Genomic DNA, 22,530 nt, shown 5'->3' on the forward strand with positions numbered 1-22,530 from the left:
TCGAAGGGCTGGATTCGGATCCTTCAGTCCAGCCCGTTGTCCCAGACACGACGTGGGTCTGCGAATGTGCCGCCCTTGCTCGCGAACGCCCACAAGCCGATCTGAGCGCGTCCGGCCTTGTTCAGGCCGTAGTCGTAGGTGATGGTCAGGTCGGCCTTGCCATCGCCATTGAAGTCACCGGCGACGGGCTCACTGGATGCCCAGTTCCAGCTCTCCTTGCCGTTCATCCACGTTGCGGTGTCCCAGACCTTGCGGGGCTCACCGAAACCGTCCTTGCTACCGTCGAAGACCCACAGGCCGGTGCGGTTGCGGCCGTCGAGCTTGTCGTAGCCGTAGAGGACGGCGAGGTCGGTCTTGCCGTCACCGTTGAAGTCACCAGTGGTCAGCTTGCTGGCATCCCAGCTCCAGCTGTCCTTGCCGTCCTTCCAGGTGGAGCTGTCCCAGGCCTTGCGCGGCTCGTTGAAGCCGTTGTTGTCGTTGGCCGTGAAATAGAGCGCCGTGCGGTTGCGGCCGTCGAGCTTGTCGTAGCCGTAGAGGACGGCGAGGTCGGTCTTGCCGTCGCCGTTGAAGTCACCGGACGCTAGCTTGCTGGCATCCCAGCTCCAGCTCTTCCAGACGCTGGTGGAGCTGTCCCAGACCTTGCGCGGTTCGTCGACGCCGTTCCCGTTGCTGGTGAACGTCAGCAGCGCGCTCCCATTGAGGCCGTCCGCGCCCTTGCCGTAGTTGTAGAGGACGGCGAGGTCGGTCTTGCCGTCGCCGTTGAAGTCGCCGGAGGTCAGCTTGCTGGCGTTCCAGTTCCAGCTCTTCCAGGTGCTCGCCGCGCTGTCCCAGACCTTCCGGTGGGAGTCGAAGTGATCCCCCTGGTTGGTGAACGTGAACAGGCTCGACCGCATCCGGTTGCCGTCCAGACCGTAGTTGTAGAGGACGGCGAGGTCGGTCTTGCCGTCGCCGTTGAAGTCACCCGTGGTCAGCTTGCTGGCTTCCCAGCGCCAGCTGTCCGTGCCGCTGTCCCAGACGGAGCGCGGACTGCGGTAACCGTCACCGTTGGCGGTGTAGATCCACAGAGCCGCGCGGGAGCGGCCGTCGGCCGTCTGGCCGTAGTCGGTGAGCATGGCCAGGTCGGCCTTGCCATCACCGTCGAAGTCGCCGCTGGCGGTCGCGAATCGCTTGGGCAGCGAGCTGACTTGGAGCACCCAGTCGGCGACATCGTCGACGCGGATGCTGCTGATGCCCTTGCGGGTCTCGGCCTCGTCGGTGCCGAAGCAGCCGCCTTGCCAGAAGTTGGTGTTGATGGCGGCCAGCTCGGCACTGCCGTTCTTCTCACGGAAGGCGGGGGATCCGGTGTCGCCCTTGCAGAGGGCGGCGTCGGCGGTCTTGCCGGTCAGGTCAAGGGTGGCTCCGGAGACACTGCTGACGCCGAAGGCAGCGGTGTGCAGGCGCTCGGGTGCCCACTCGTCCTTGGTGCGGCCGTAACCCGCTATGCGCAGGTCGTCGCCTGTCCTGGGCGCGTACTTCGTGAGCTCGACAGGCTTGACGCCGGACACGGGGGTCTTCAACTTGACCATGACGAGGTCGCGGTCGCCGCGCGGGACGAGCTCGATGGCCTCGACGACGGTGCCGTCATTATGGGTGAGGTCGGTGCGGCCAACGGTCACCTTGGTCGGCATCTTGGGGGCGCCGCCGGTGATGCGGAAGCCCTGGGAGGGGTCGTCGGCGAAGCAGCTGGCGGCGGTGAGCACCCACTGGTTCTCCACCAGTGCGCCGGTGCAGCTGCGCTTGCCGTCGCCGATGTCGAGCTTGGCGGTGAAGGCGTACTGGCCGTCTTTGGCCTCGTCGCCCACCACGGCGACAGCCGGGCCGGCGGTGGCGAAACCGGCCGCGACGGAGGTCGCGATAACGCCTGCTATCCAGACGATGCGCGAGCCCTTGCCGGACATGAAATTCCTTATGACGTGATGGTGCGAGCAGGGACGGGGTGGAACTGCCACGTCACTTCTTCGCGACGATCTCGAGCAGTGTGAACGGACGGTGCTCCGGGTCCACGGGCTCGCCCACGGAAGTCCAGTTGTCCTTCTCCAGCGTGAAGGACTTCTCCTGGTTGTCCGTGACCATGTTGACGTCGGTCTTGTAGCTGTCGTTGCCCTTCGCCAGGTAGACACTCGGCAGCTCCAGGCTCAGGTAGCCGGAAGTGCCGGTGACACGGAAGCAGAACCTGCCAGCTCCGACCTTGTCGATTTCCTTCATTCCCCGGGCCCGGACCTCGATCAGACCGGGTCGGCTGTCACACGCGACCAGCACGATGTGGCCGTCGCCGCGCTTCAGCTTGATGCCACGCTCCTTGAAGATCTTGTCAGCCTGCGGGTAGTCGAACTCCTCGACGCCGGAGGGCGGGGTGTCGACGGCCATGGCCGCGGTGGAGCCGGTCAGCGCGGTGACGGCGACAACGGTGCCAGCGGTGAACAGACGGGAGAACAGCCTCATCGGTACGGTTCCTTGACCTTGTGAGAAAAGCAATGAAGAAAACACGCACGCGGTGTATGCACGCGTGGGTGTGCCCGTCCGGCAAGGAACCGGGTGGGTTGGTCGGACCCCCAGTCACCTATGCCAGGCCTCATGGCGCATCAACTGCCCCCTGCGCTCGGACCGGCGCCCTATTGATATCACCCGCTACCGGATGTCCTGAAAACGGGGTGAAGCTCTGTCAGGCATCAGGTGTCTTCTGGCACGACGTCCGGTAGGACATGGTCGGTTTTGCAACCCCGTGATCATTTCTGGGTGGACGGGGGAATGCATCCGATGGCCGATCGTATGCGGCCACTCGCATACGATCAGGCGCGTGTCGGGGCAAGAGCCGCGATACAGCGGGTTCTCACCATACCCGCGAAGTGTTTTGAGGGGATATGATCAACAAGAGAAGACCGTCACCGCGTGCAGCGAGAGCACGCTCACTGGGTGTGATATCCACAGTGCTCGCGCTCGCGACGGGGACGCTGACCGCATCGGTCATGGGGGCGGCTCCGGCCATGGCCGACCCCGCGACCCGGGCGACAAGTGACCGAGCCAAGGTCCTGGAGCTGTGGTGCAATGGGGGGAAGGCCACGAAGGCCGCCGCCGAGATGGCCCTGCTCGGCTCGGACGAGCAGGTGAAGGACTTCCTGAACAGCGGTTTGAAGAGCGTTCAGGAAGAGGATGACCGTGTTGAGGTCGCCCGGCTGATGGGAGGCAGCGGCAGGGGGGTCCGGGACGCCGCACAGAAGGCTCTGGACGGCAGTCCCGAGGACCTCCGGAAGTTCGTGGAGACCGGCTGGAAGGCCCCCTGGGAGGAAGACCTCCGGGTCAGCGTCGCGACCCTCATGGGTGCGGGTGGCACAGCCGTCAAGGCCGCCGGCCAGAAAGCGCTGAACACGAACACCATCGATGCTCTGAAGGACTTTGTCCTGGACGGCCGCTACAAGGCTCAGGAAGAGGACAACGAGGTCCAGGTATCGACTCTCATCGCCACCGGTGGCCCTCAGGTCAAGAAGGCCGGTAGCGACGCGCTCAATGGCACTCCGCAGGACATCGAGGAGTTCCTTCAGTCGGGAGTGTTCCTCGCCCGCGCCCGTGACCAGGAGCGGATGACGCTCAGCCAGCTGGTGGACGCTGCCTCGGCCGCAGGGAAGAAGGCCGAGCAGGAGACGCAGGCGGCGAAGGAATTCTCCGCTCGCGCGGTTGCCGCGGCCAAGGAAGCCAAGGCTGCGGCACTGCGTGCCGCTGCCGAGACCAAGGCGGCCAAGAACTCTGCGGACCGGGCGGCCAGCGCGGCTGGCCGGGCGGCGGATGCCGCCAATGACGCGGCGGCTGCGGCGGAGACAGCGATCGAAGCCGCCAATGAGGCCCACTCGGCTGCCCGTGTGGCAGCGACCGCGGCCCAGGCCGCGGCATCCTTGGCGGCAGCGGCCGGGCAGGCGGCGTCGCGTGCCTACCAGTCCGCCAACGCTGCGGCGGCGGATGCTGGTCAGGCTGCGGCAGCACGTCAGGCGGCAGAGGAAGCACGTGACGTGGTCAAGAAGACCACCGACGCGCTCGTTTACCTCACGGCAGCGGTGTCGGCGATGAACGACGCCGTCGTCGCCGCAAGGGCGGCCGCCAGCGCGGGGGCGAACGCGGCCGACGCGGCAGAAGCGGCTGCCGAGGCAGGGAGCCTTTCCGAGGCCGCCGGTGCCGAGGCCGCGCGGTCGCGCGCGGCGGCTGACCGTGCCCGGCGGGCGGCCAACGCCGCCAACGCCGCAGCGAATTCGGCCGAGGCACTGGCCGGCGAAGCCGCTGCTGCGGCTCGTGAGGCCCACAGGGCCGCGAGCGACGCGGCGGAGCATGCCCGCAAGGCCGCCGTGGCCGCCGACGAGGCCGCTGCGCACGCCGGGCAGGCCGCGAAGGACGCGGCCAAGGCGACTCAGCATTCTGATGCCGCGACGGCCGCTGCCGACAAGGCGGCGGAGGCCGCCGACAAGGCGAGCAACGTCGAGCAGACCGCGCGCAAGACAGAAGCCGCGATGCTTGAGGCCGATAGGGTCAAGGGCGTTGTCCGGGCCGAGAAGATGCGTCAGGATTACGAAGCGCAGCAAGCCAAGGCAGCCGAGGGCCAGGCCGAATCGGCCCGGATCGACGGAGACACGCAGAAGCTCCTCACGGATGCGGCCAAGCCGGGCACGGACGCGAAGTCGTCGGTCATCATGGCGCGCAAGGCGGCTCTGCGGCTGGTGGACATCGGTGGTCCGTGGACCAAGCAGGCCGCGACGGCGGCACTGTCCGGGACCGACGCGGACATCCAGAGCTGGTTGCGCTCGGGTCGGCAGATCGCCATGGAGCAGGACGACCGCTCCCGAGTGCTTCACCTCACCGATTCGGACAAGCCGGGCCTGCGCAAGGCGGCGGAAACCGCTCTCGCCGGTTCCGCGAAGGACATCGACGAGTTCTTGCGCAACGGTCAGTACGCCGCCCAGGCCGAGGACTACAGCGTCGCGGTCGCTCAGATCATGGGTGCGGGCGACCGTGCGGTGAAGGCCGCAGGAAGTGCCGCGCTGGATGCCGGGACGCCTACGGCACTCGAGGCATTCCTGCGGTCGGGCCAGTACTCGGCCCGGGAGGAGGATGACCGCGTCGCCGCCGCCAGGCTCAAGGGCTCGGGCGGGGCGCACATGAAGGCCGCCGCCGATGTGGCGCTGTCAGGGCCGCCGTCCCTGCTGCACGAGTTCGTGGCAGTCGGTCAGTACAGAGCCGCCAAGCAGGACTATGAGACGGCGGTCCACGTCGCCGCGATGCAGCAGCTCGTCGCCCAAGCAAAGCGCTCAGCCGCCCTGGCCCGGCAGAACGCCGCCCAGGCCGCTCGGGCGGCGTTCATCGCACGAGGCGCGGCTGACGAAGCGAAGCGATGGGCGGACAAGGCGGCGGCATCCGCCAAGGAGGCCCAGGGCTATGCCGACCGGGCCCAGGAGTCGGCCAATCAGGCCGATGCGTCGGCCGCCAGAGCTGCCGAGTCGGCCAGGCAGGCGCGCAGTGCGGCGAACTCCGCCGACGCCTCGGCGAACGAAGCCAGTCAGTCTGCGGCCTGGGCCGAGTATTCGGCCAGCAAGGCCGCCGCGTACGCCAGTGAGGCCTACGAGTCGGCTGCGCAGGCACACAGCTCCGCCGTGGCCGCGGGTAAGGACGCCGAGGCAGCGTCCAAGGCGGCGGACGAGGCGCGTGACACGGCCATCAAGAAGTGGATCGACCAGATGAAGGCCGCGTCGAAGGCCGGATCTTCCGGCGACAAGCGGGTCGACGTCACTGATCCGGATGGCCATCCGTACAAGAGTGACCAGGACAACGAGAAGAAGCATCCTCCGTACCACGAGCCCAGCATGACCGAAAAGCTTGTGCGCGCGTTCGTCTATGGTCCGCAGGGTGACCCGATGCTCAGGACCATGGCCGCTGCTCATGTGTTCGCCTGCTACACAGGTGACATGTCCTGTGATTTGATCACTCACTGGGAGAAGCGTTCCGGCGATCCCTACTACTTCGATGCGGACCAGATGCGGGATCTGTACAACAACCCCACCTGGCAGAGCGACATCAATACGAAGATGCAGAGCTACGCGAACGATGCGGCGTCGAAGTGTACAGGCCCTGCGGGTACCACTTGTCAAGTAAATCTCGACAGTAAGTGGCTCGGGTTTACATTTCAGCACCCGGGATCAAAGGACCACATTTTTGCTCTCCATTCCATCCAGTATCGGGTGAGTGGGAACCTGACCGCAACGGTGGGTGGCTCCGGTGAGGTCAAGATGTCCGGGGATTACCGGCTCGACCTCAAAAAGGAGTACAACTTCGACATCGACAAGCCGCCGATCGACATCTACCACATCCCGGTGACAGTCAAGGATCTCGCCCGGGCGCCCAGCCAGGGGTACGCCCGGGACTATACGGTCCAGGGCAGCATGAAGAACCGGGTGGACGTGACTGGTCGCCGGTAGGATCGGTTGTTCGCGACGGAAATCAGCTGTGAGGGAGTATGTGATGAGGGCGCGGCCCACCAAGTTTCGGGACAGAGCCAGGCGCACCCGTCAAGTGGCTGCTGCCCTGGTCGTCTCCGCTCTCTGTATGTACTCGCTTTCCGGGTGTTCGTCCGAGGAGCAGGACAAGAGAGCCTACCCGGGCAGCCCTTCTGGGCAGAGTCTGGAAAATGTTCTGAAGAGGTTCGATCTTCAGCTTCCTTCCTGTGAAATCGAGAATGTGGGATTCGCAGGGTCGTCACACTACCCAGACGAGGCTTTGAGCTTGAGTTTTCGGGCTCCTAAGGCATGTGTTGACACCTTTCTGAAGAAGTACGGTGTAATCGACGTAGAAAAGCCGTTCACCTGGCCGTCCGCAGGGGCTGACCCGAGGCGGGACTCCTACTTCTTGGAGGAGGACGCCCAGCGCTTCGGATGGAAATTCGACCGCAGCAGGCAGTACAACCCCTACCGCGGTTTCCACACCTCGAACGGAAGCCTGTTCAAGGTCCTGGTGGACCCGAGCGGTGTGAAGGAGACGGTATACATGCAGGCGACGTTCGTCGGCGGATCCTGACTCCTTGCTATGACGCATGAGAAAGCCTTCCGGCCCCACAGGGCCGGAAGGCTTTCTCATTTCCTGACGGGGGCGTTCCCGCCTACCACCCGTCCGTCAGCCGCATTGGCCTGCTGAAGTCCGCGCCGCCCCTGTTCACCCACTCCCGCAGGACGCCCGACTCGTCGTCGCGGGCGAGGAGATGGGCCGTGCCGCCGCCGTAGAAGGTGCCGGCCGTCGTTTCCGAGTAGTGCCAGCCGCCCGTCAGGGGCTTGGAAAGGTCGGGGCGGGTGAAGGTGCCGTCGCCGTCGCCCTTCCAGAGGTGGAGGTTGCCGACGGGGTCCTTTGCTATCAGGTCCGGTTTGCCGTCGGCGGTGAAGTCGCCTGCCGTGGTTTCGGTGTAGTTCCAGTCGCCCGACAGTCGGGTCGGCTCGCTGAGGGTGCCGCCCTTTTGGCCCGTCCAGCGGTAGAGGTTGCCCTTGGCGTCGTGGGCGATGAGGTCGGCCACGCCGTCGCCGGTGAAGTCGGCGGCGGTGGTTTGGGTGTAGTTCCAGGCGGTACGGATGACCCGGCGGGGCTCGAAGGTGCCGTTTCCTCGGCCCGGCCACAGGTAGAGGTTGCCGTCCGGGCCCTTGGCGATCAGGTCGGCTTTTCCGTCGCCCGTGAAGTCGGCCGCCTTCGTCTCTGTGAAGTGCCAGTCGTCGGTCATCGGGTGGGCCAGGTCGGGGCGGGTGAAGGTGCCGTCGCCCAGGCCCTTCCACATGTAGAGGTTGGCGTTCCTGTCGCGGGCGATGAAGTCCGCCATGCCGTCGCCCGTGAAGTCGGCCGCCGCCATTTGTGAGAAGTTCGGGGTGAACGGGACCGGAGGGACCGGGCCCGCGAGGGTGTCGGCGAGGACCTGGGTGCCGTTGTCGGTGAAGTGGAGCTTGTCCTCGTCGGCGCGATAGGCCGTGAAGAGGCGGGCCGGGTCGAGCGGGTCGCGGGTGGCCGCGTCGAAATCGACGTACGCGTCGATGTCACGGGTGGTGCGGAGGTACGCGTTGACTTGTTGGCGCTCCGCTTCCTTTTCCGCGGTGAAGTTCCAGTTGCCCTTGAAGGGCGGGATCGTGGCCGCTGTGAAGGGGAGGCCCGCCGCACGGGAGCGGTCGGCGAGCCGGCGGATGCCGGCGATGAGGTCCGTCGCCTTCGCTCCGTTGGTGATGTCGTTGATGCCCTCGTAGAAGACGACGGACTTCACGTTCGGCACGGAGAGGACGTCGCGGTCGAAGCGCTCGAGAGCGCTTTCGCCGTACGCGGCGCGGGTGCCGCGCGAGAGGACGCGGTTCGCCGAAATACCTGCGTTCGCCACGCCCATCGGGCGGCCCTGGGCGCGGAGGGCGCGGGCGTAGGCGTCCGTCCAGCGGCGGTTCGAGGACCGTGTCGTCGCCGCCACGTCCGTCTGGGAGTCGCCGATCGCGACGACCGTTCCCACGCCGCTGTCGGCCGTCACGTCGAGGCCGCTGAGGAACGCCCAGTGCGTGTATTCCGAGCGGAAGTTCGCGCCCGTCGGCTCGTCGGCGTGGTCTGTTGTGTCCCCTGGCGCCGATATGTATGAGGTGGTCCAGGCATCGGGGTGGTACGGCGCCGCCTTCACCGGGTTCGGCAGGTGGACGCTGACCAGGAGGTCCTCGTCAGCCCTCACCGGGAAGGACGCCGCGTCGCTGTACACACTCTGTCCGGGTGCCAGCACCACCTCCCGGCTGCCCCCGAACGTGAGCGTCACCGGCCTGTCGGTGGCGGACGAGCCGCTCGACTGGCGGGCGAGGGTGGCGTGCCCGATCGTCACCGGCTCCTGGCTGAACGTGTTGCTCAGCTGGATCCTCGCCGTACCGCCCCCGACGCTCGTGTGCACCACCATGCGCAGGGTCTGCCGGCCGGCCACGCCGGACTCGTCGGCGGGTGCGGCGGTGGTCAGCGCGGTGCCCCACGTCCGGGTCCAGGCCGGGGGCGGTGCGGCTGCCGCAGGGTGTGCCACGAGCGTTCCGCAGATGAGGAGGGCCGCCGCGGCCGCTCCCACGTACCTGCCGCCCGACGACATGGGGTGTCTCATCCGTCCCGACTCCTTACCGCCAACAGATGGAGGGCATCGGCACTCGGTGCCGATGCCCTCCATCTCAACGCCTATTCAGGACATTTTACGAACGCGGCCACGCCGAGCGCGCGTCCGCCAGCGCGCCCTTGCCGTCACCCGCGTAGAGGTAGACCTTGCCGGGGCCGACGATCGTGCGGGCCCAGCGGGCGAGCAGGTCGGGCTTGCCGTCGCCGTCGAAGTCGCCGGCGAGGACGTTCTGCATGGTGCCCCAGGACTTGTCGCGCCACATGGAACGGGCGCCGTCGAACGAGCCCTTGCCGTTGCCGGCGTAGAGGGCGAGGCCGCCGTCCTTGGAGCCCGCGACGATGTCGTCGTGGCCGTCGCCGTTGAAGTCACCGGTGACGATGAAGTTCTTGGTCCAGGACTTGTCGCGCCACATCTCCGTCTTCTTGCCGGTCAGCACGCCGTCGGCCCCGGACGGGTACGCGAACAGCGAGCCGTCGTCCCACTGGGCGATGAGGCCGTCGCGCTGCCAGCCGTCACCCCGGTAGCGGGCGATGGCGGTCATCTTGCCCCAGGAGGTGTCGGTCCACATCTTCTTGGCGGAGGCGAGCTTGCCGTCGGGCTTCCCCGCGTAGAGGTGGAGGTTGCCGTCGGGGGCGACGGCGGCGATGTCGGTCAGGCCGTCGCCGTTGAAGTCACCGGCGATGATCTGCTGCTTGCCGTCCCAGGTCTTGTCGTACCAGAGGTCGCGACCGTACTCGAGGGTTCCGTCGGGGCCCGCGTAGTAGGCCACCAGCGAGCCGTCCCTGAGCACGGCGGCGACGTCCGCGCGGCCGTCGCCGTTGAAGTCGCCGGAGGTCATGACGCCGGTGAACTGGTCGAGCTTGTTGAACAGGCGCAGCTGCTGGACCCAGCTGTTGACGTCGTCGACGCGGGTGGCGACGGCGCCGGTGCGGGTCTCGGTGTCGTCGCCGCCCCAGCAGCCCTTCTTCCAGGAGCCGGTGGCGACGCCGGCGAGCTCGACCGCGCCGTTCGCCTCGCGGAAGACCGGGCCGCCCATGTCGCCCTGGCAGAGCGAGGCGTCGGCGGCGGCCTTGGGGGCGAGGCCGACGGTCTTGGCGTCCACGGCGTCGGCGCCGAAGACGGCGGTGTTCAGGCGGGTGGGGGACCACTCGTCCTTGGTGCGGCCGTAGCCGGTGACGCGCAGGTCCTCGCCCTGCCGCGGCTGGGCGGTCGACACCTGGACGGGCGTGACGCCGGCGACCGGCTTGGCGAGCCGGACCGCGACCAGGTCACGGTCGGTGCGGGGGACGACCTCGGCGGCCTCGGTCACGGTGCCGCCCGTGCTGCCGAGGTCGGTACGGCCGACGGTGACCGTCGCCTTCAGCGCGGGCACGCCGGGGGTGACGTTGCCGCTCGCGTCGGCGAAGCAGGACGCGGCGGTGAGCACCCAGATCGGGTCGACCAGCGCACCCGTGCAGGCGCGCTTGCCGCCGCCGATGTCGAGCTTCGCGGTGAACGCGTACTGCCCGTCCTTGGCGGCGTCACCGACGACGGCGCTCGCCGGGGCGGCGGCGGTCAGGGCGCCGGCGGCGACGGCGGTGGCGAGGGCGGCGGTCGTCCACGCGGTGCGTGAACGCTTCCGGGATATCTGAGACAACAGTGCTCCTGAAACTGCCCTGTAGGGGTACGGAAGGTACGGGGTCCTCAGCCGACGAGCTGGACCTCGCCGTACGGGCCCCTGGTGGAGGGGATGGCGCCGGGCTCGACACCGGGGTAGTAGCTGAGGTCGGTGGTGTCCCAGCGGACCAGGATGTCGTTGAGCTGACCACCGGGCTTGGTGAAGTTGCCGACGGTGATCTGGGCGGCGTGGGTCCAGTGGTAGCCGACCGGGGTGACCTGGATGCGGGTGCGGTCGTTCTTGGTGTCGCCGCCGGGGAAGATCTGCGTCTGGCCGTCGCTCCAGCGGATCATCAGGTCGGCGGTCTTGCCGCCCGTGAACTCGCCGGCGTTGATCTGGACGGCGTTCTTGAACCCGTCGTCCTTCAGCGTGAGCTGGGTCTCCTTCTTCACGCCGTTGACACCGGTGTCGGTGTACATGGACGTGGAGCCGTCCTCCCAGAGGACGATGAGGTCGTCGCGCAGGGCGTTGGGGCTGAAGCGGCCGGAGGTGATCAGGCGGGCGTGGGACCACCAGGAGCCGGGCTCGGCGAGGGTCTTCTCCTCGTGGAAGCCCTTCTCGTCGACGTGGGTGTAGGTGGAGAGCTTGCCGTTGTTCCATCGGACGGTCAGGCCGTCGGTGCCGCTGTCGGCATAACGGCCGGCCGTCACGGCGACGGCGTACTTCCAGTAACTGCCCGCGCCCTCGAGCTGGATCTCACGGGTGAAGGGGTACTTCGGGTCGTTGTAGTCGGCGCCCTGGAAGAGGCTGGCGGAGCCGTCCTTCCACGCGACGAACAGGTCCATGCGGCGCTTGCCGGTGGGCTCACTGGTGAAGTAGCCCGACGCCAGGTGCACCGCGTCGCCCCAGCCGCGCCGCCCCAGCAGCGTGCGGGCGTACGTCTGCTGGACCCAGTCGGAGAGGTCGTCGACGCGGGTGGCGACGGCGCCGGTGCGGGTCTGGGTGCCGTCGGTGCCCCAGCAGCCGTTCTGCCAGGAGGCGGTGGCGACGGCGACGAGCTCGGCGGTGCCGTTGGTCTCGCGGAGGACCGGGCCGCCCATGTCGCCCTTGCAGAGGGCGGCGTCGGCGGGGGCCTTGGCGGCGAGGTCGACGGTGGTGGCGGCGACGGAGCCGGCGCCGAAGGCGGCGGTGTTCAGGCGGGTGGGGGCCCACTCGTCCTTGGTGCGGCCGAACCCGGCGACCCGCAGGTCCTCGCCCTGCCGGGGCGCGGCGGTGCCCAGGGGGGCCGGGGCGACACCGGTGACGGGCCTGGCGAGCTTCACCATGACCAGGTCGCGGTCGCCACGGGGCACGAGCTCGACGGCGTCGACGGTGGCGCCGCCCGTCGCCGTGAGGTCGGTGCGGCCGACGGTCACGGTGGTCCGCTGCTTGGGCGCGCCGGCGGTGATGCGGAAGCCCTGCGAGGGGTCGTCCGCGAAGCAGCTCGCGGCGGTGAGCACCCACTGGCTCTCCACCAGCGTGCCGGTGCAGGAATGCTTCCCGCCGATGTCGAGCTTCGCTGTGGAGACGTACTGTCCGTCCTTGGCCGCGTCACCGACGACGGCCTGCGCGGGAACGGCCGTGAAGGCACCGGTCGCCACGGAACCGGCGATGAGCCCTGCTATCCACGCGACGCGCGGACCTTTGCCAGACATGTTGCTTTCCTTACGGACCTTGAGGCTATGAGGACTTCGAGGAACAGCCGGTGGCGCGCGGATGCCGGCTCGCGCGCCACCGAGGAGAAGGACGTGCTGTGGGTTACTGCTGTGGGTTACTTCTTCGCGACGATCTCGAGCAGCGTGAACTCACGGCCCTGCGGGTCGGCGCTCTCGCCGACCGGCGTCCACTTGTTCTTGTCGAGGTCGAAGGACTTCGACTCGTTGGAGGTCACCATGTTGACCTTGACCGCGTAGTCGTTGCCCTTGGCGCCGTAGACGGTCGGCAGCTCCAGGCTCAGGTAGCCGGAGGGGCCGTTGACCTTGAAGCAGAACTTGCCCTGGCCGACCTTGTCGCGCTCCTGCATGCCGCGCGAGTAGACCTCGATGAGGCCCGGGGAGCTGTCGCAGGTGGCGAGCATGATGTGCCCGTCGCCGCTCTTCAGCTTGATGCCGCGCTCCTGGAAGATCTTGTCCGCCTGCGGGTACTCGAAGTCCTCGACGATGGGCGGCGGGGTGTCGGCGGCCATCGCGGCGTTGGCGCCGGTGATCGCGACACTGCTAGCGATGACGGCGGTGGCCAGCACGCGGGAAATAACCTTCATTGTTCCTTGCCTTCGTAATGAATGCGCTAAGAAATCGTTTGGTGTTCGGCAAAAACGCGCGTGCGCGGTTACCGCACACATGCCTGTCCGGCGAGGAAACTGGAATGGTTGATTCCACTCTACGCCGGATCGGCCGACCTATTGATATCACCTGGATCGGCGTGGCTTGAAGTGGAGTTGCATTCCCTGATGTGAAATCACAGATTCCGCTTTTTGGGCCGGTGGGAGGGGTGACCGGCCCTTGCGCGGTGTCAGCTGTCGGGGTGCCGCAGCGGGCGGCTGAACTGGGCGTTCCCCAGGTTGAACCAGGTGCGGAGCGCGCCCGTTTCCGCGCTTCGGCCGAGGAGATGGGCGATGCCGCCCTTGCGCAGGGCGAAAGCCGAGAGCTCGGTGGACGTCCAGTCGCCGAGCACCTTTTTGGGGCCGGTGAAGGTTCCGTTACCGTTGCCCGTGAAGAGCTGGAGGTTTCCGGCGCCGTCCTCGGCAATGAGGTCGGCCTTGCCGTCACCCGTGAAGTCGCCCGCCGCGGTGCGGGTGAAATTCCACTTTTTGAGAACGGGCCGGGCGGGGCCGAAGGCGGTTTTGCGGTTGCCGGGCCAGAAGTACAGGCCGCCGTCGCTGCCGCGGCCGATGAGATCGGGAATTCCGTCGCCGTTGAAGTCGGCTGCGACGGTCTGGGTGACGGCCCAGCCGTCGAGGAGCTTCTTGGGCTTGCCGAAGATGCCGCTGCCGTCGCCCTTGCCGCTGCCGGTGAAGAGCTGCAGGCTTCCGGCGCCGTCCTTCGCGATGAGGTCGTCATGGCCGTCGCCGTCGAAGTCGCCGGCCACGACCTGGGTGTAGTTCCAGTCGCGCATGACCGTCTTGGGGCCGCCGAAGGTCCCGTCGCCGTGACTGCTGTCGTCGACGTCCTTGTTGCCGGGCCGGAGCCGCAACTCACCGTCGGCCTCACGGGCGATGAGGTCGGGAATGCCGTCCCCGGTGAAGTCGGCGGCGACGGTCTGCGTGGGAGCGTTGGATGTGGGCGCGGCGGGGGAGCGGCCGGAGGCGATGGCGTCCGAGAGCGCCTGGCTGCCGTTGTCGCTGAAATGCAGACGGTCGTCGCCACGGCCGTAATAGCCGGCGAAGAGCCGGGCGGGATTCAGCGGATCGCGCGTGGCCAGGTCGAAGTCCACGTGCGCGTCGATGTCCGGGGTGGAGCGGATGTAGTCATTGACCTCCTGCCGCACCTTGTCCTTCGCCGGGGTGTACCTCTCGAACCCCTTGAACGGGGGAATCGTGGCCACGGTGAAGGTGAGCCCCGCCGAATGGGCGCGCGCGGCGAGCTGCCGTATCCCGGATATGACCTCCGGGGCGGACGAGCCGGCGAGGCCGATGTCGTTGATGCCTTCGTAGAGGAGGACGGACTTGACGTTGGGCACGGCCAGGACGTCGCGGTCGAACCGGTTGAGCGCACTCGGCCCGGCCTCCGCCTGGTCGCCGTCGGCGAGCACCCGGTTCCCGGAGATACCGGCGTTGACGACGGTCATCGGCTTGTCCCGGTCCGTCGCCCGGAGTGCGCGCGCGTACACGTCGGGCCAGCGGCGATTGCCGTCGGCGGTGGTGTGGGCGCCGTCGGTCTGGGAATCGCCGAGGAGAACGACGGTGCCGGCGCTGCTCGCCATGACGTCGACGCCGTCGAGAAAGGCGAAGTAGGGGAATTTGGTGGTGAAGCCGCCGTCCGCCGTATCCATGGTGCGGTCACCCGTATCCCCGGGGGCGGATGTGTACGACGTGGTCAGCGCCCATTTGTGATAGGGCGCCGTGCGAACGGGGTTGGGGAGATAAATGCTGACCAGCAGATTCTCGTCGGCGTTGACGGGGAACGCGGCCGCGTCACTGTAGACGCTCCCGCCGGGCGCGATGACGGTGCCGGGACGGCCGCCGAAGGTCAGGGCCATCGGGGCTGCCGCCGCGGCGGCACCGCGCGCCTGACGGGCGACGGTGGCGCGCCCGATGGTCACGGGTTCCTTGCTGAAGGTGTTCACCAGGTGGATGCGCGAGGACACCCCGGCGACACCGGCGTGCACGACCATGCGCAGCGTCTGACGGCCGGTCACATTCGTTCGGTCGGACGGATAGGCCGTCGCCATGGCGGTGTTCCAGGTCCGCGTCCAGGTGGGCGGGGTGGGCTTCTTCTCGGCGGCGGCCTTGACGTCGACGCCGTCGGGGCCGGATGAGTTGTCGGAGTGGCCGAACAGTGTCGTGAGCGAGAGAGCCAGACCCATGATCAGGGTGGCCACCACCGCTGTGACGGCGACCAGAGGAGCCTTCCGGGGTGACCGCCGGGCCCGCGCCCCGTGCCGCGCACGACGGTGACTCGCCACTGCTGCTTTCTCCTCGCTGAGCGCGCGTGGGTCGCACACTCAGCGAATGGCCTCACGCTCGACAAATCAGGCTCGATGATAAGCAGCGCGGATCGCTCGCCTCGACCGGATATTCGCAGGGGAGTATCCGCCCTACGTCGTGTTGAACGTGAAGTTCGAGTGGCCCGTCGTCAGTTGTGCTCCGTCCGGAGCGAAGGCCGTCACCTGGAGCTGCCAGTGGACCGGCGGGGTCGGGACTATGAAGGTGGGCTTCCAGTCCGTGCTGTCCCAGTTGAGGGCCGGGGTGCTGATGGTGCTGTCCTCGCTCATGGAGAGCTTGGTGGTGTTGTTGTACGTGTGCCACTTGATGTAGCCCGAGCGGCCCTTGAGGCCCGTCCAGGTCATCGTCACCTGGACCTTCGTCACCGTCGGGGTGACCGCGCCCAGGGGGACGATGCTGGTGATCCTGGCGGTGACGGGGGGCTGGGTGGGGGATGTGGGTGGGTTGGGGCGTGGGGGTGTGGTGTTGAGTTCCGGGCGCGGGGGTGCCGGGGTGGTGGGGGAGGCCGTGGGGGTTGGCTTGTTCGGGGCGAAGGGGCCCTTCTGGAGCAGGACCGGGATCACCGCCGCCAGGACCACCGCGAGGCCGCCCGTCACCCAGTACGTCCAGACGCGGGGCCAGAAGGGCGCGTGGGCCGGTGGTCGAGGTGGGTCTCCGTCCGGGTTCACTTCGCCGTCCCCCTCGGATCCGGTGCCGTCTGCCGTCTCGCTCCGGGCGCTTCGTCCGGCGCCCCCGCGCATCCGGACCGTACACCCGGAATTGGCCATTCAGGCGTGGGGCGGGCTCGGTTGGGGGCGCGCGTCGGCCGATGGCGCCCCCGGAACCGTGAAGCCGGTACTCAGGCGATTCGCGTCGCCGTACCGCTCACCCGCACCCTCCGGTCGCCCTCCCGAAGCTCCACCCCCAGCAGTCCCGGACGTCCCATGTCCGCGCCCTGGTGGAGGGTGAGCCGGGCCGCCGCGCCCACCAGGCCGTGCTCCCGCAGGTACGCGCCCAGCGCGGCCGCCGCCGCGCCCGTCGCCGGGTCCTCCACGACGCCGCCCACCGGGAACGGGTCCCGTACGTGGAAGACCGTCCCGCTCTCCCGCCACACCAGCTGGACCGTCGTCAGGTCGTGGGCGCGCATCAGCGTCGCCAGGCGGTCGAAGTCGTAGTCCAGGTGCGAAAGCCGCTGCCTGGTGGCCGCTGCCAGGATCAGGTGGCGGGCGCCCGCGTACGCGATGCGGATCGGGAAGGCCGGGTCCAGGTCCGTCGCCCGCCAGTTCAGGGCCGCCAGGGCTTCCGTCAGGGCCTCCGCCGGCACCTCTTCCGTGTGCGGGTCCACGCTCGTCAGGGTGGCGCGCAGCTGCTCGTCCACCTCCACCGGCACCGTCCCCACCGGCGTCGCGAAGAGGAACTCGCCCGGACCTCTCCGTTCCGCCAGTGCGACCGCCGTCGCCACGGTCGCGTGGCCGCAGAACGACACCTCCGCCAGCGGGCTGAAGAAGCGCAGCGTGAACGCCCGTCCCGGCTCGCCCAGCCCCTCCGGCGGCGCCGTCAGGAACGCCGTCTCGCTGTAGCCCAGCTCCGCCGCGATCGCCAGCCGTGCCGAGTCGTCCAGGGCCGAGGCGTCCAGGACGACACCGGCGGGGTTGCCGCCGGACGGGTCCGAGGAGAAGGCCGTGTAGCGGAGGACGTCGGCGGTGCCGGGGGAGTTCGTCTGTGTCTTCATGGGCAGGTCAACTTTTGGCCACCGGCTCCCTATTCCGTAGCGCACATCACCTGTCGTAAGGGGCGACCGGCAACCACGGCCATGACATCATGGAAGTAATTTGAAACTACAAGTATTCGGACTTTCATGGAGAGACGATGACGGACTCCGGCCGTTCCCAGGCCGTTGACGAGGGCACGGCCGGTCGCGTACGCGCTGACGAGCCGGAGGTGCGGGGGCGGCGTGCCGGGCTGGTCATGACGCTCGTGCTCGGCGGGCTCACCGCTCTGCCGCCCCTCTCCATGGACATGTACCTCCCGGCGCTGCCCGAGGTCACCTCCGCCCTGGGCTCCCCGGCCGCCACCATTCAGCTCACCCTCACCGCGTGCCTCATGGGCATGGCGCTCGGCCAGTTGATCGTCGGGCCGATGAGTGATCGCTGGGGGCGCAGGCGCCCGCTGCTCGTGGGCATGGTCGTCTACGTCCTCGCCACCGCCGCCTGCGCCGTCGCGCCCACGACCGGGCTGCTGATCGGCTGCCGGCTGGCGCAGGGGCTCGCCGGGGCGGCCGGGATCGTCATCGCCCGGGCCGTCGTCCGCGACCTGTACGACGGCGTGGCCATGGCCCGCTTCTTCTCCACCCTCATGCTGATCTCCGGCGTCGCCCCCGTCGTCGCCCCGCTCATCGGCGGGCAGATCCTGCGGCTGACCGACTGGCGGGGTGTCTTCGTCGTCCTCACCGGCATCGGCGTGCTCCTCACGCTCGTCGTCTGGCGGCGGCTGGACGAGACCCTGCCGCCCGCCCGCCGTCAGGACGGCGGCCTCGGCCAGGCGCTGCGCACGATGCGCGGGCTGCTCGCCGACCGGGTCTTCACCGGCTACATGCTGGCGGGCGGCTTCGCCTTCGCCGCGCTCTTCGCCTACATCTCCGCCTCGCCGTTCGTCGTCCAGGACATCTACGGCGCCTCCCCGCAGACCTTCAGCCTGCTCTTCGGCCTCAACTCCATCGGGCTCGTCCTGGTCGGCCAGATCAACGGCAAGGTGCTCGTGGGACGCGTCAGCCTCGACAAGACGCTGGCCGTCGGCCTCGCCGTGATCACCCTCGCGGCCGGGGCCCTGCTGCTGATGACCTCCGGAGCGCTGGGCGAGGTGGGGCTCGTCCCGGTCTCCGCCGGGCTCTTCGTCCTGATGTCGGCCATGGGCCTGGCCATGCCCAACACCAACGCCCAGGCCCTGATGCGCTCCCGGGACGCCGCCGGGTCGGCGTCCGCGCTGCTGGGCACGTCCACGTTCCTGCTGGGCGCGATCGCCTCGCCGCTCGTCGGCATCGCGGGCGAGCACACGGCGGTGCCGATGGCGCTCGTGCAGCTCGGCTGCGCGCTCGCCGCGGTGGTCTGCTTCGTGGGGCTGTGCAGGCCCTGGCAACGGCGATCGGATGAGCTCACCGCATAGACTTCGCCAAATGCACGCCCCCGCACACGCGCCGACCGGCGAGGCGCCGGTCACCGGCGAGACCCTGCGCACCGCCCTCGCCGGACTCCTCGACGGCCTGCCGCCCAAGCAGGCCGCCCAGGCCGTCGAGCGGCTGATCGCCAACTACCGTGGGCGCACCCCCACCCACACCCCCGTCCTGCGGGACCGCTCCGACGTCGCCGCCTACGCCGCGTACCGCATGCCCGCGACCTTCGAGGCCGTGCGGTCCGCGCTGGAGGCCTTCCGCGACCGGCTGCCGGACTTCCATCCCGCCACCCACGTCGACGTCGGAGGTGGCACGGGCGCCGCGACCTGGGCGGTCGCCGCCGCCTGGCCGGGCGACGCGCGGACGACCACCGTCCTGGACTGGGCCGAGCCCGCGCTCGCCCTCGGCGCCGAGCTGGCCGGAACGGTACGGTCCGAGCCGGCGCTGAGCGGCGCGCGCTGGCAGCGCCGGGCCATCGACGCCGGCCTCGACCTGCCCGAGGGCACGGACCTGGTCACGGTCTCGTACGTGCTGGGCGAGCTCACCGAGACCGACCGGCACGCGGTCACCGACGCCGCCGCGCGCGCGGCGCGGGCCGTCGTGATCGTCGAGCCCGGGACGCCCGAGGGCTATCTGCGGATCATCGAGGCGCGGGACCGGCTGATCGCGGCCGGTTTCCGGGTCGTCGCGCCTTGCCCGCACAGTGCCGCTTGTCCCATCGAGCGGGGCACGGACTGGTGTCATTTCTCGGCGCGCGTGAGCCGGTCGTCGCTGCACCGGCAGGTGAAGGGGGGATCGCTGCCTTACGAGGACGAGAAGTTCTCGTACGTGGCGGCGGTGCGGGACATGGAGATTCCCCCGGCGCCCTCGCGGATCGTGCGGAAGCCGCAGATCCGCAAGGGCCAGGTGCTGCTGGAGCTGTGCACGCCCGAGGACGGGCTCGGACGGGAGACCGTCACCAAGCGGCACGGTCCGCTCTACCGCGCGGCGCGCGACGCGGAGTGGGGTGGGGAGTGGCCCCCGCCTGCCGAAGAGGATTAGACCGGCCGACGGCCGGGCCCCGCGCGCAACCGCGGGGCCCGGCCGTTGTCGTACGTCCGTGGGACGATGAAGGCGTACGCAGCAGCCCGTCCTCAGCAGGAGCCATGCCATGGACTACGCCCGGATGCGCGCCATCGCCGAAGAGCTCTCCGACCTTCCGGAAGCACGGAAGGTCGAGATCTCCGGAGGGACGATCGTCATGATGGTGAGCCCCTCCGGAACGCACGACCTGGTGGCGCACCGGCTGCGGCGCCAGCTGGACAAACAGCTGACCGATGGCCTGGTCGCCTACACCGGGGGAGACGTCGAGGACCCCTCCCTCGGCATCCTGCGCCGCCCCGACCTCATCGTGCTCCCCGAAGAGGCCATGGATACGCCCACTGCGATCCATCCGCGCCACCTCGCCCTGGCGGCCGAGATCGTTTCACCCTCGAACCATGTCAACGACTACGCCAAGAAGATGCACGACTACCCGGCCATGGGTATCCCGCTGTACCTGCTGATCGACCCCCGCAAGGGAACCGTGGCCGTCATGTCCGACCCGCAGGGCATCGACGCCGATGGGCAGCGGTGCTACCGGGCCCGGCACGACTACGCCTTCGGCGACAAGGTCACCGTCGGCGCCTGGACCGTCGACACCTCGGAATTCCCCCTCTACCACTCCTGACTGCCCGAGGGCTCATCTCAGCTCCTGCGTGCAGCACTTCACGCTGCCGCCGCCCTTGAGGAGCTCTCCCAGGTCCATGCCGATCGGCTCGTAGCCTCTCTCGCGCAGGGGCTCGAAGAGGCCGACCGCCGCCTGGGGGAGCAGGACGTGCTTCCCGTCGCTCACCGCGTTGAGGCCCAGGGCCGCGGCGTCCTCCTCGGTCGCGATCAGCGCGTCGGGGAAGAGGCGCTCCAGGACCGCCCGGCTGCCGGCGGAGAAGGCGCCGGGGTAGTACATGACCTCGTCGGCGGCATCGTCGAGGACGCACAGGGCCGTGTCCAGGTGGTAGTAGCGCGGGTCCACCAGGTCGAGGCCGATCACCGGGCGGCCGAAGAACTCCTGGGCCTCGGGGTGCGAGAGGGGGCTGCTGCGGAAGCCGCGCCCCGCGAGGAGCCAGGTGGCCGTGACGGCGAAGTCACCCTCGCCCTCGTTGATGTGCTCCGGCTCGCGCACCGCCTCGTAGCCGTGGGCGCGGAACCACTCCCGGTGCGCCGCCGCCTCGGCCCAGCGCTCGGGGTGGGCGAAGCGGGCGCCGAGGACGCGGCCGTCGACGACCGTGGCGCCGTTGGCGGCGAAGACCATGTCGGGCAGACCGGGGCGCGGGGCGAGTTCGTCGACGGTGTGGCCGAGGGCGCGGTAGCGGTCGCGGAGCTCCTCCCACTGCGCGAGGGCGAGCTGTAGGTCGACCGGCTTGCCCGGGTCCATCCAGGGGTTGATCGAATATGTGACCCGGTAGTACGTGGGCGGGCACATCAGATAGCGGCGCGGGGTGGATGCACGCGGGGATGTACGCAAGTCGCGCTCCTCACGGTGGTGTTGGGCACGCACGTGGATCGTGCGTGCCCAAATGGTCCACGCTGTGAGGGCGTCGCGCATGAACCGTACGGGTGGTTTACAAGCCGCCCGTTCACCTACTGGTGTCACCGTTCCGCTGCGCCTTGAGGGCGCGCAGCAGCTCGCGTTTCTGCGCGTTGGGGTCCGTGCCGCCGCCCGCCCCCCTGTCGCCCCTGCCGCCGCCGCGCAGAGAGGCGCGGGAGAGGTTGCTGCGGGTGCCGCCTACGCCGAGCATGCCGCGTGCGTTGCCTCGAGTCATGGTGCTCTCCATCCCGTTCCGAATCCCGGTCTCGCGAGACGGTGCGTCTCGCGACGTGCTCTACTTTGAACGAGACGGTTCGTCTTGTCAATGGGGTGAGGGACGTCCTCGACGCGAGGTGACTCCTCCCTCAACCGGCCCCGACGCGGCCGGTCTCACACCCCCCGGATGCGTCCGGCGGTCACACCAGGAGCAGGATGGTGGCAGCATTGACCGAAGACCGCGGTCGAAGTGAGGGGATAGATGGAACGCAAGAGCAGATTCTCCCAATGGCTGCGCCGCCCCAGGAGCGGAGCGGGCGGCGATACGGGCACGGGGGCGGCGATCGGAGCCGCCCGCGAGGAACTGCTCCTGGCAGCGGCCGCCGCGGGGTTCCCCCTGGCGCCCGCCGCGCACCCTTCGGGCTACGGCTGTTCCTGTGAACGCATCGGGTGTCCCACCCCCGGCCGGCACCCCGTCTCCTTCGCCTGGCAGACCCTGGCCTCGACCGACGCCGACAAGGTCGCCAAATGGCTGCGCGGCCAGCCGGAGGCCAACTTCGTCACCGCCACCGGCATCGCCCACGACGTCCTCGACGTCCCCGCCGAGGCCGGCCGGCAGGCGCTGGACCGGCTGACGGCCGCCGGAGTGGAGGTCGGCCCCGTCGCCACCGTCGCCCCCGACCGCATGCTCTTCTTCACCGCCACCCGCGGCACCCCCGACGACGAGGACGAGTGGTGGCCCTGCGAGCTGGACTGCCATCCCGAGACGATGGACGAGCATCCGGGGCTGCGGTGGCACTGCCGGGGCAGCTATGTGCTGTTGCCGCCGTCCGTGCTGCCGGGGGAGGAGCGGGTCGCGTGGGTGGTCGGGTTCGGGTCCGACCGGCCGCTGCCGGATCCGCTTTCGTTGCTTGAGGCGTTGACCGACGCGTGTGCGGCTTACGCGGGGGAGCGGCAGGATGACCATGAGCCGGCTCATCCCTGGCCGATCGGGCGCTGACGTGCGCTGAGCGGCGCTTGCGGCGCTGAGGCCGGTGGTCGGGTTGTGCCCACCCTCCCCCAGCTACCGCTGGGAGGTGCCCCCAGCCATGCGGAACGA

At 69.0% G+C, this 22,530-nt stretch carries 17 protein-coding genes; 6 read left to right on the forward strand and 11 right to left on the reverse strand.

Translation table 11 applies throughout. From position 1 onward, the window contains the following. Window positions 1-23: 23 nt before the first annotated feature. Together ACX9I7_RS29240 and ACX9I7_RS29245 are read right to left on the reverse strand one after the other, a co-directional pair. Window positions 24-1,937, reverse strand: a complete 1,914-nt coding sequence (locus ACX9I7_RS29240; RefSeq protein WP_459389018.1) for an FG-GAP-like repeat-containing protein — start codon at window positions 1,935-1,937, stop codon at window positions 24-26. A 52-nt stretch (window positions 1,938-1,989) separates the two neighbouring features. Further along, entirely contained in the window at window positions 1,990-2,481 is a 492-nt protein-coding gene (locus ACX9I7_RS29245) for a hypothetical protein (RefSeq protein ID WP_358239738.1), read from the reverse strand. 485 nt (window positions 2,482-2,966) lie between these two features. On the opposite strand from ACX9I7_RS29245, the gene ACX9I7_RS29250 reads away from it, so the two are divergent. Both ACX9I7_RS29250 and ACX9I7_RS29255 read left to right on the forward strand, forming a co-directional pair. Then, window positions 2,967-6,491 carry an ALF repeat-containing protein gene (locus tag ACX9I7_RS29250; RefSeq protein ID WP_459389019.1) on the forward strand — a complete coding sequence of 1,175 codons (3,525 nt, stop codon included), beginning with the start codon at window positions 2,967-2,969 and terminating at the stop codon, window positions 6,489-6,491. 94 nt (window positions 6,492-6,585) lie between these two features. Continuing rightward, window positions 6,586-7,086, forward strand: coding sequence for a hypothetical protein (locus ACX9I7_RS29255; protein ID WP_459389020.1), 501 nt, complete (start codon window positions 6,586-6,588; stop codon window positions 7,084-7,086). Between the two features lie 82 nt (window positions 7,087-7,168). On the opposite strand, the gene ACX9I7_RS29260 is transcribed toward ACX9I7_RS29255, so the two are convergent. The 7 genes from ACX9I7_RS29260 to ACX9I7_RS29290 all read right to left on the reverse strand — a co-directional run bounded on the left by ACX9I7_RS29260 (window position 7,169) and on the right by ACX9I7_RS29290 (window position 17,173). Continuing rightward, window positions 7,169-9,154, reverse strand: a complete 1,986-nt coding sequence (locus tag ACX9I7_RS29260; RefSeq protein ID WP_459389021.1) for an FG-GAP-like repeat-containing protein — start codon at window positions 9,152-9,154, stop codon at window positions 7,169-7,171. Between the two features lie 85 nt (window positions 9,155-9,239). Further along, window positions 9,240-10,799, reverse strand: a complete 1,560-nt coding sequence (locus tag ACX9I7_RS29265) for an FG-GAP-like repeat-containing protein (protein WP_459389022.1) — start codon at window positions 10,797-10,799, stop codon at window positions 9,240-9,242. A 47-nt stretch (window positions 10,800-10,846) separates the two neighbouring features. After that, a complete protein-coding gene (locus ACX9I7_RS29270) occupies window positions 10,847-12,454 on the reverse strand; it encodes a S1 family peptidase (RefSeq protein ID WP_459389023.1) in 1,608 nt (535 codons plus the stop codon). 116 nt (window positions 12,455-12,570) lie between these two features. Then, a complete protein-coding gene (locus ACX9I7_RS29275) occupies window positions 12,571-13,059 on the reverse strand; it encodes a hypothetical protein (RefSeq protein WP_189451877.1) in 489 nt (162 codons plus the stop codon). Between the two features lie 251 nt (window positions 13,060-13,310). After that, window positions 13,311-15,323: an FG-GAP-like repeat-containing protein gene (locus tag ACX9I7_RS29280; protein WP_459389024.1), complete on the reverse strand. Its 2,013-nt coding sequence runs from the start codon at window positions 15,321-15,323 to the stop codon at window positions 13,311-13,313. 231 nt (window positions 15,324-15,554) lie between these two features. After that, window positions 15,555-16,130, reverse strand: coding sequence for a hypothetical protein (locus ACX9I7_RS29285; RefSeq protein ID WP_459389025.1), 576 nt, complete (start codon window positions 16,128-16,130; stop codon window positions 15,555-15,557). A gap of 170 nt (window positions 16,131-16,300) precedes the next feature. Then, entirely contained in the window at window positions 16,301-17,173 is an 873-nt protein-coding gene (locus tag ACX9I7_RS29290) for a PhzF family phenazine biosynthesis protein (RefSeq protein ID WP_459389026.1), read from the reverse strand. A gap of 236 nt (window positions 17,174-17,409) precedes the next feature. Between ACX9I7_RS29290 and ACX9I7_RS29295 the strand changes: the two genes are divergently transcribed. The 3 genes from ACX9I7_RS29295 (at window position 17,410) to ACX9I7_RS29305 (ending at window position 20,318) form a co-directional block, all read left to right on the forward strand. Then, window positions 17,410-18,603, forward strand: a complete 1,194-nt coding sequence (locus tag ACX9I7_RS29295; protein ID WP_387574708.1) for a multidrug effflux MFS transporter — start codon at window positions 17,410-17,412, stop codon at window positions 18,601-18,603. 10 nt (window positions 18,604-18,613) lie between these two features. Further along, entirely contained in the window at window positions 18,614-19,651 is a 1,038-nt protein-coding gene (locus tag ACX9I7_RS29300; protein ID WP_387574546.1) for a small ribosomal subunit Rsm22 family protein, read from the forward strand. Between the two features lie 109 nt (window positions 19,652-19,760). After that, the gene (locus ACX9I7_RS29305) at window positions 19,761-20,318 is read left to right on the forward strand and encodes a Uma2 family endonuclease (protein ID WP_387574544.1); all 558 of its coding nucleotides are present in this window, start codon (window positions 19,761-19,763) and stop codon (window positions 20,316-20,318) included. A 12-nt stretch (window positions 20,319-20,330) separates the two neighbouring features. On the opposite strand, the gene ddaH is transcribed toward ACX9I7_RS29305, so the two are convergent. Both ddaH and ACX9I7_RS29315 read right to left on the reverse strand, forming a co-directional pair. Then, entirely contained in the window at window positions 20,331-21,233 is a 903-nt protein-coding gene (ddaH, locus tag ACX9I7_RS29310; protein ID WP_459389027.1) for a dimethylargininase, read from the reverse strand. Between the two features lie 31 nt (window positions 21,234-21,264). Continuing rightward, window positions 21,265-21,450, reverse strand: a complete 186-nt coding sequence (locus ACX9I7_RS29315) for a DUF6243 family protein (protein WP_459389028.1) — start codon at window positions 21,448-21,450, stop codon at window positions 21,265-21,267. A gap of 243 nt (window positions 21,451-21,693) precedes the next feature. Here ACX9I7_RS29315 and ACX9I7_RS29320 point away from each other — a divergent pair, with 243 nt between their 5' ends. Beyond that, window positions 21,694-22,431 carry a bifunctional DNA primase/polymerase gene (locus tag ACX9I7_RS29320; protein ID WP_387574537.1) on the forward strand — a complete coding sequence of 246 codons (738 nt, stop codon included), beginning with the start codon at window positions 21,694-21,696 and terminating at the stop codon, window positions 22,429-22,431. The last annotated feature ends 99 nt before the right edge of the window (window positions 22,432-22,530 follow it).

This window comes from Streptomyces sp. L500 (assembly GCF_054551825.1).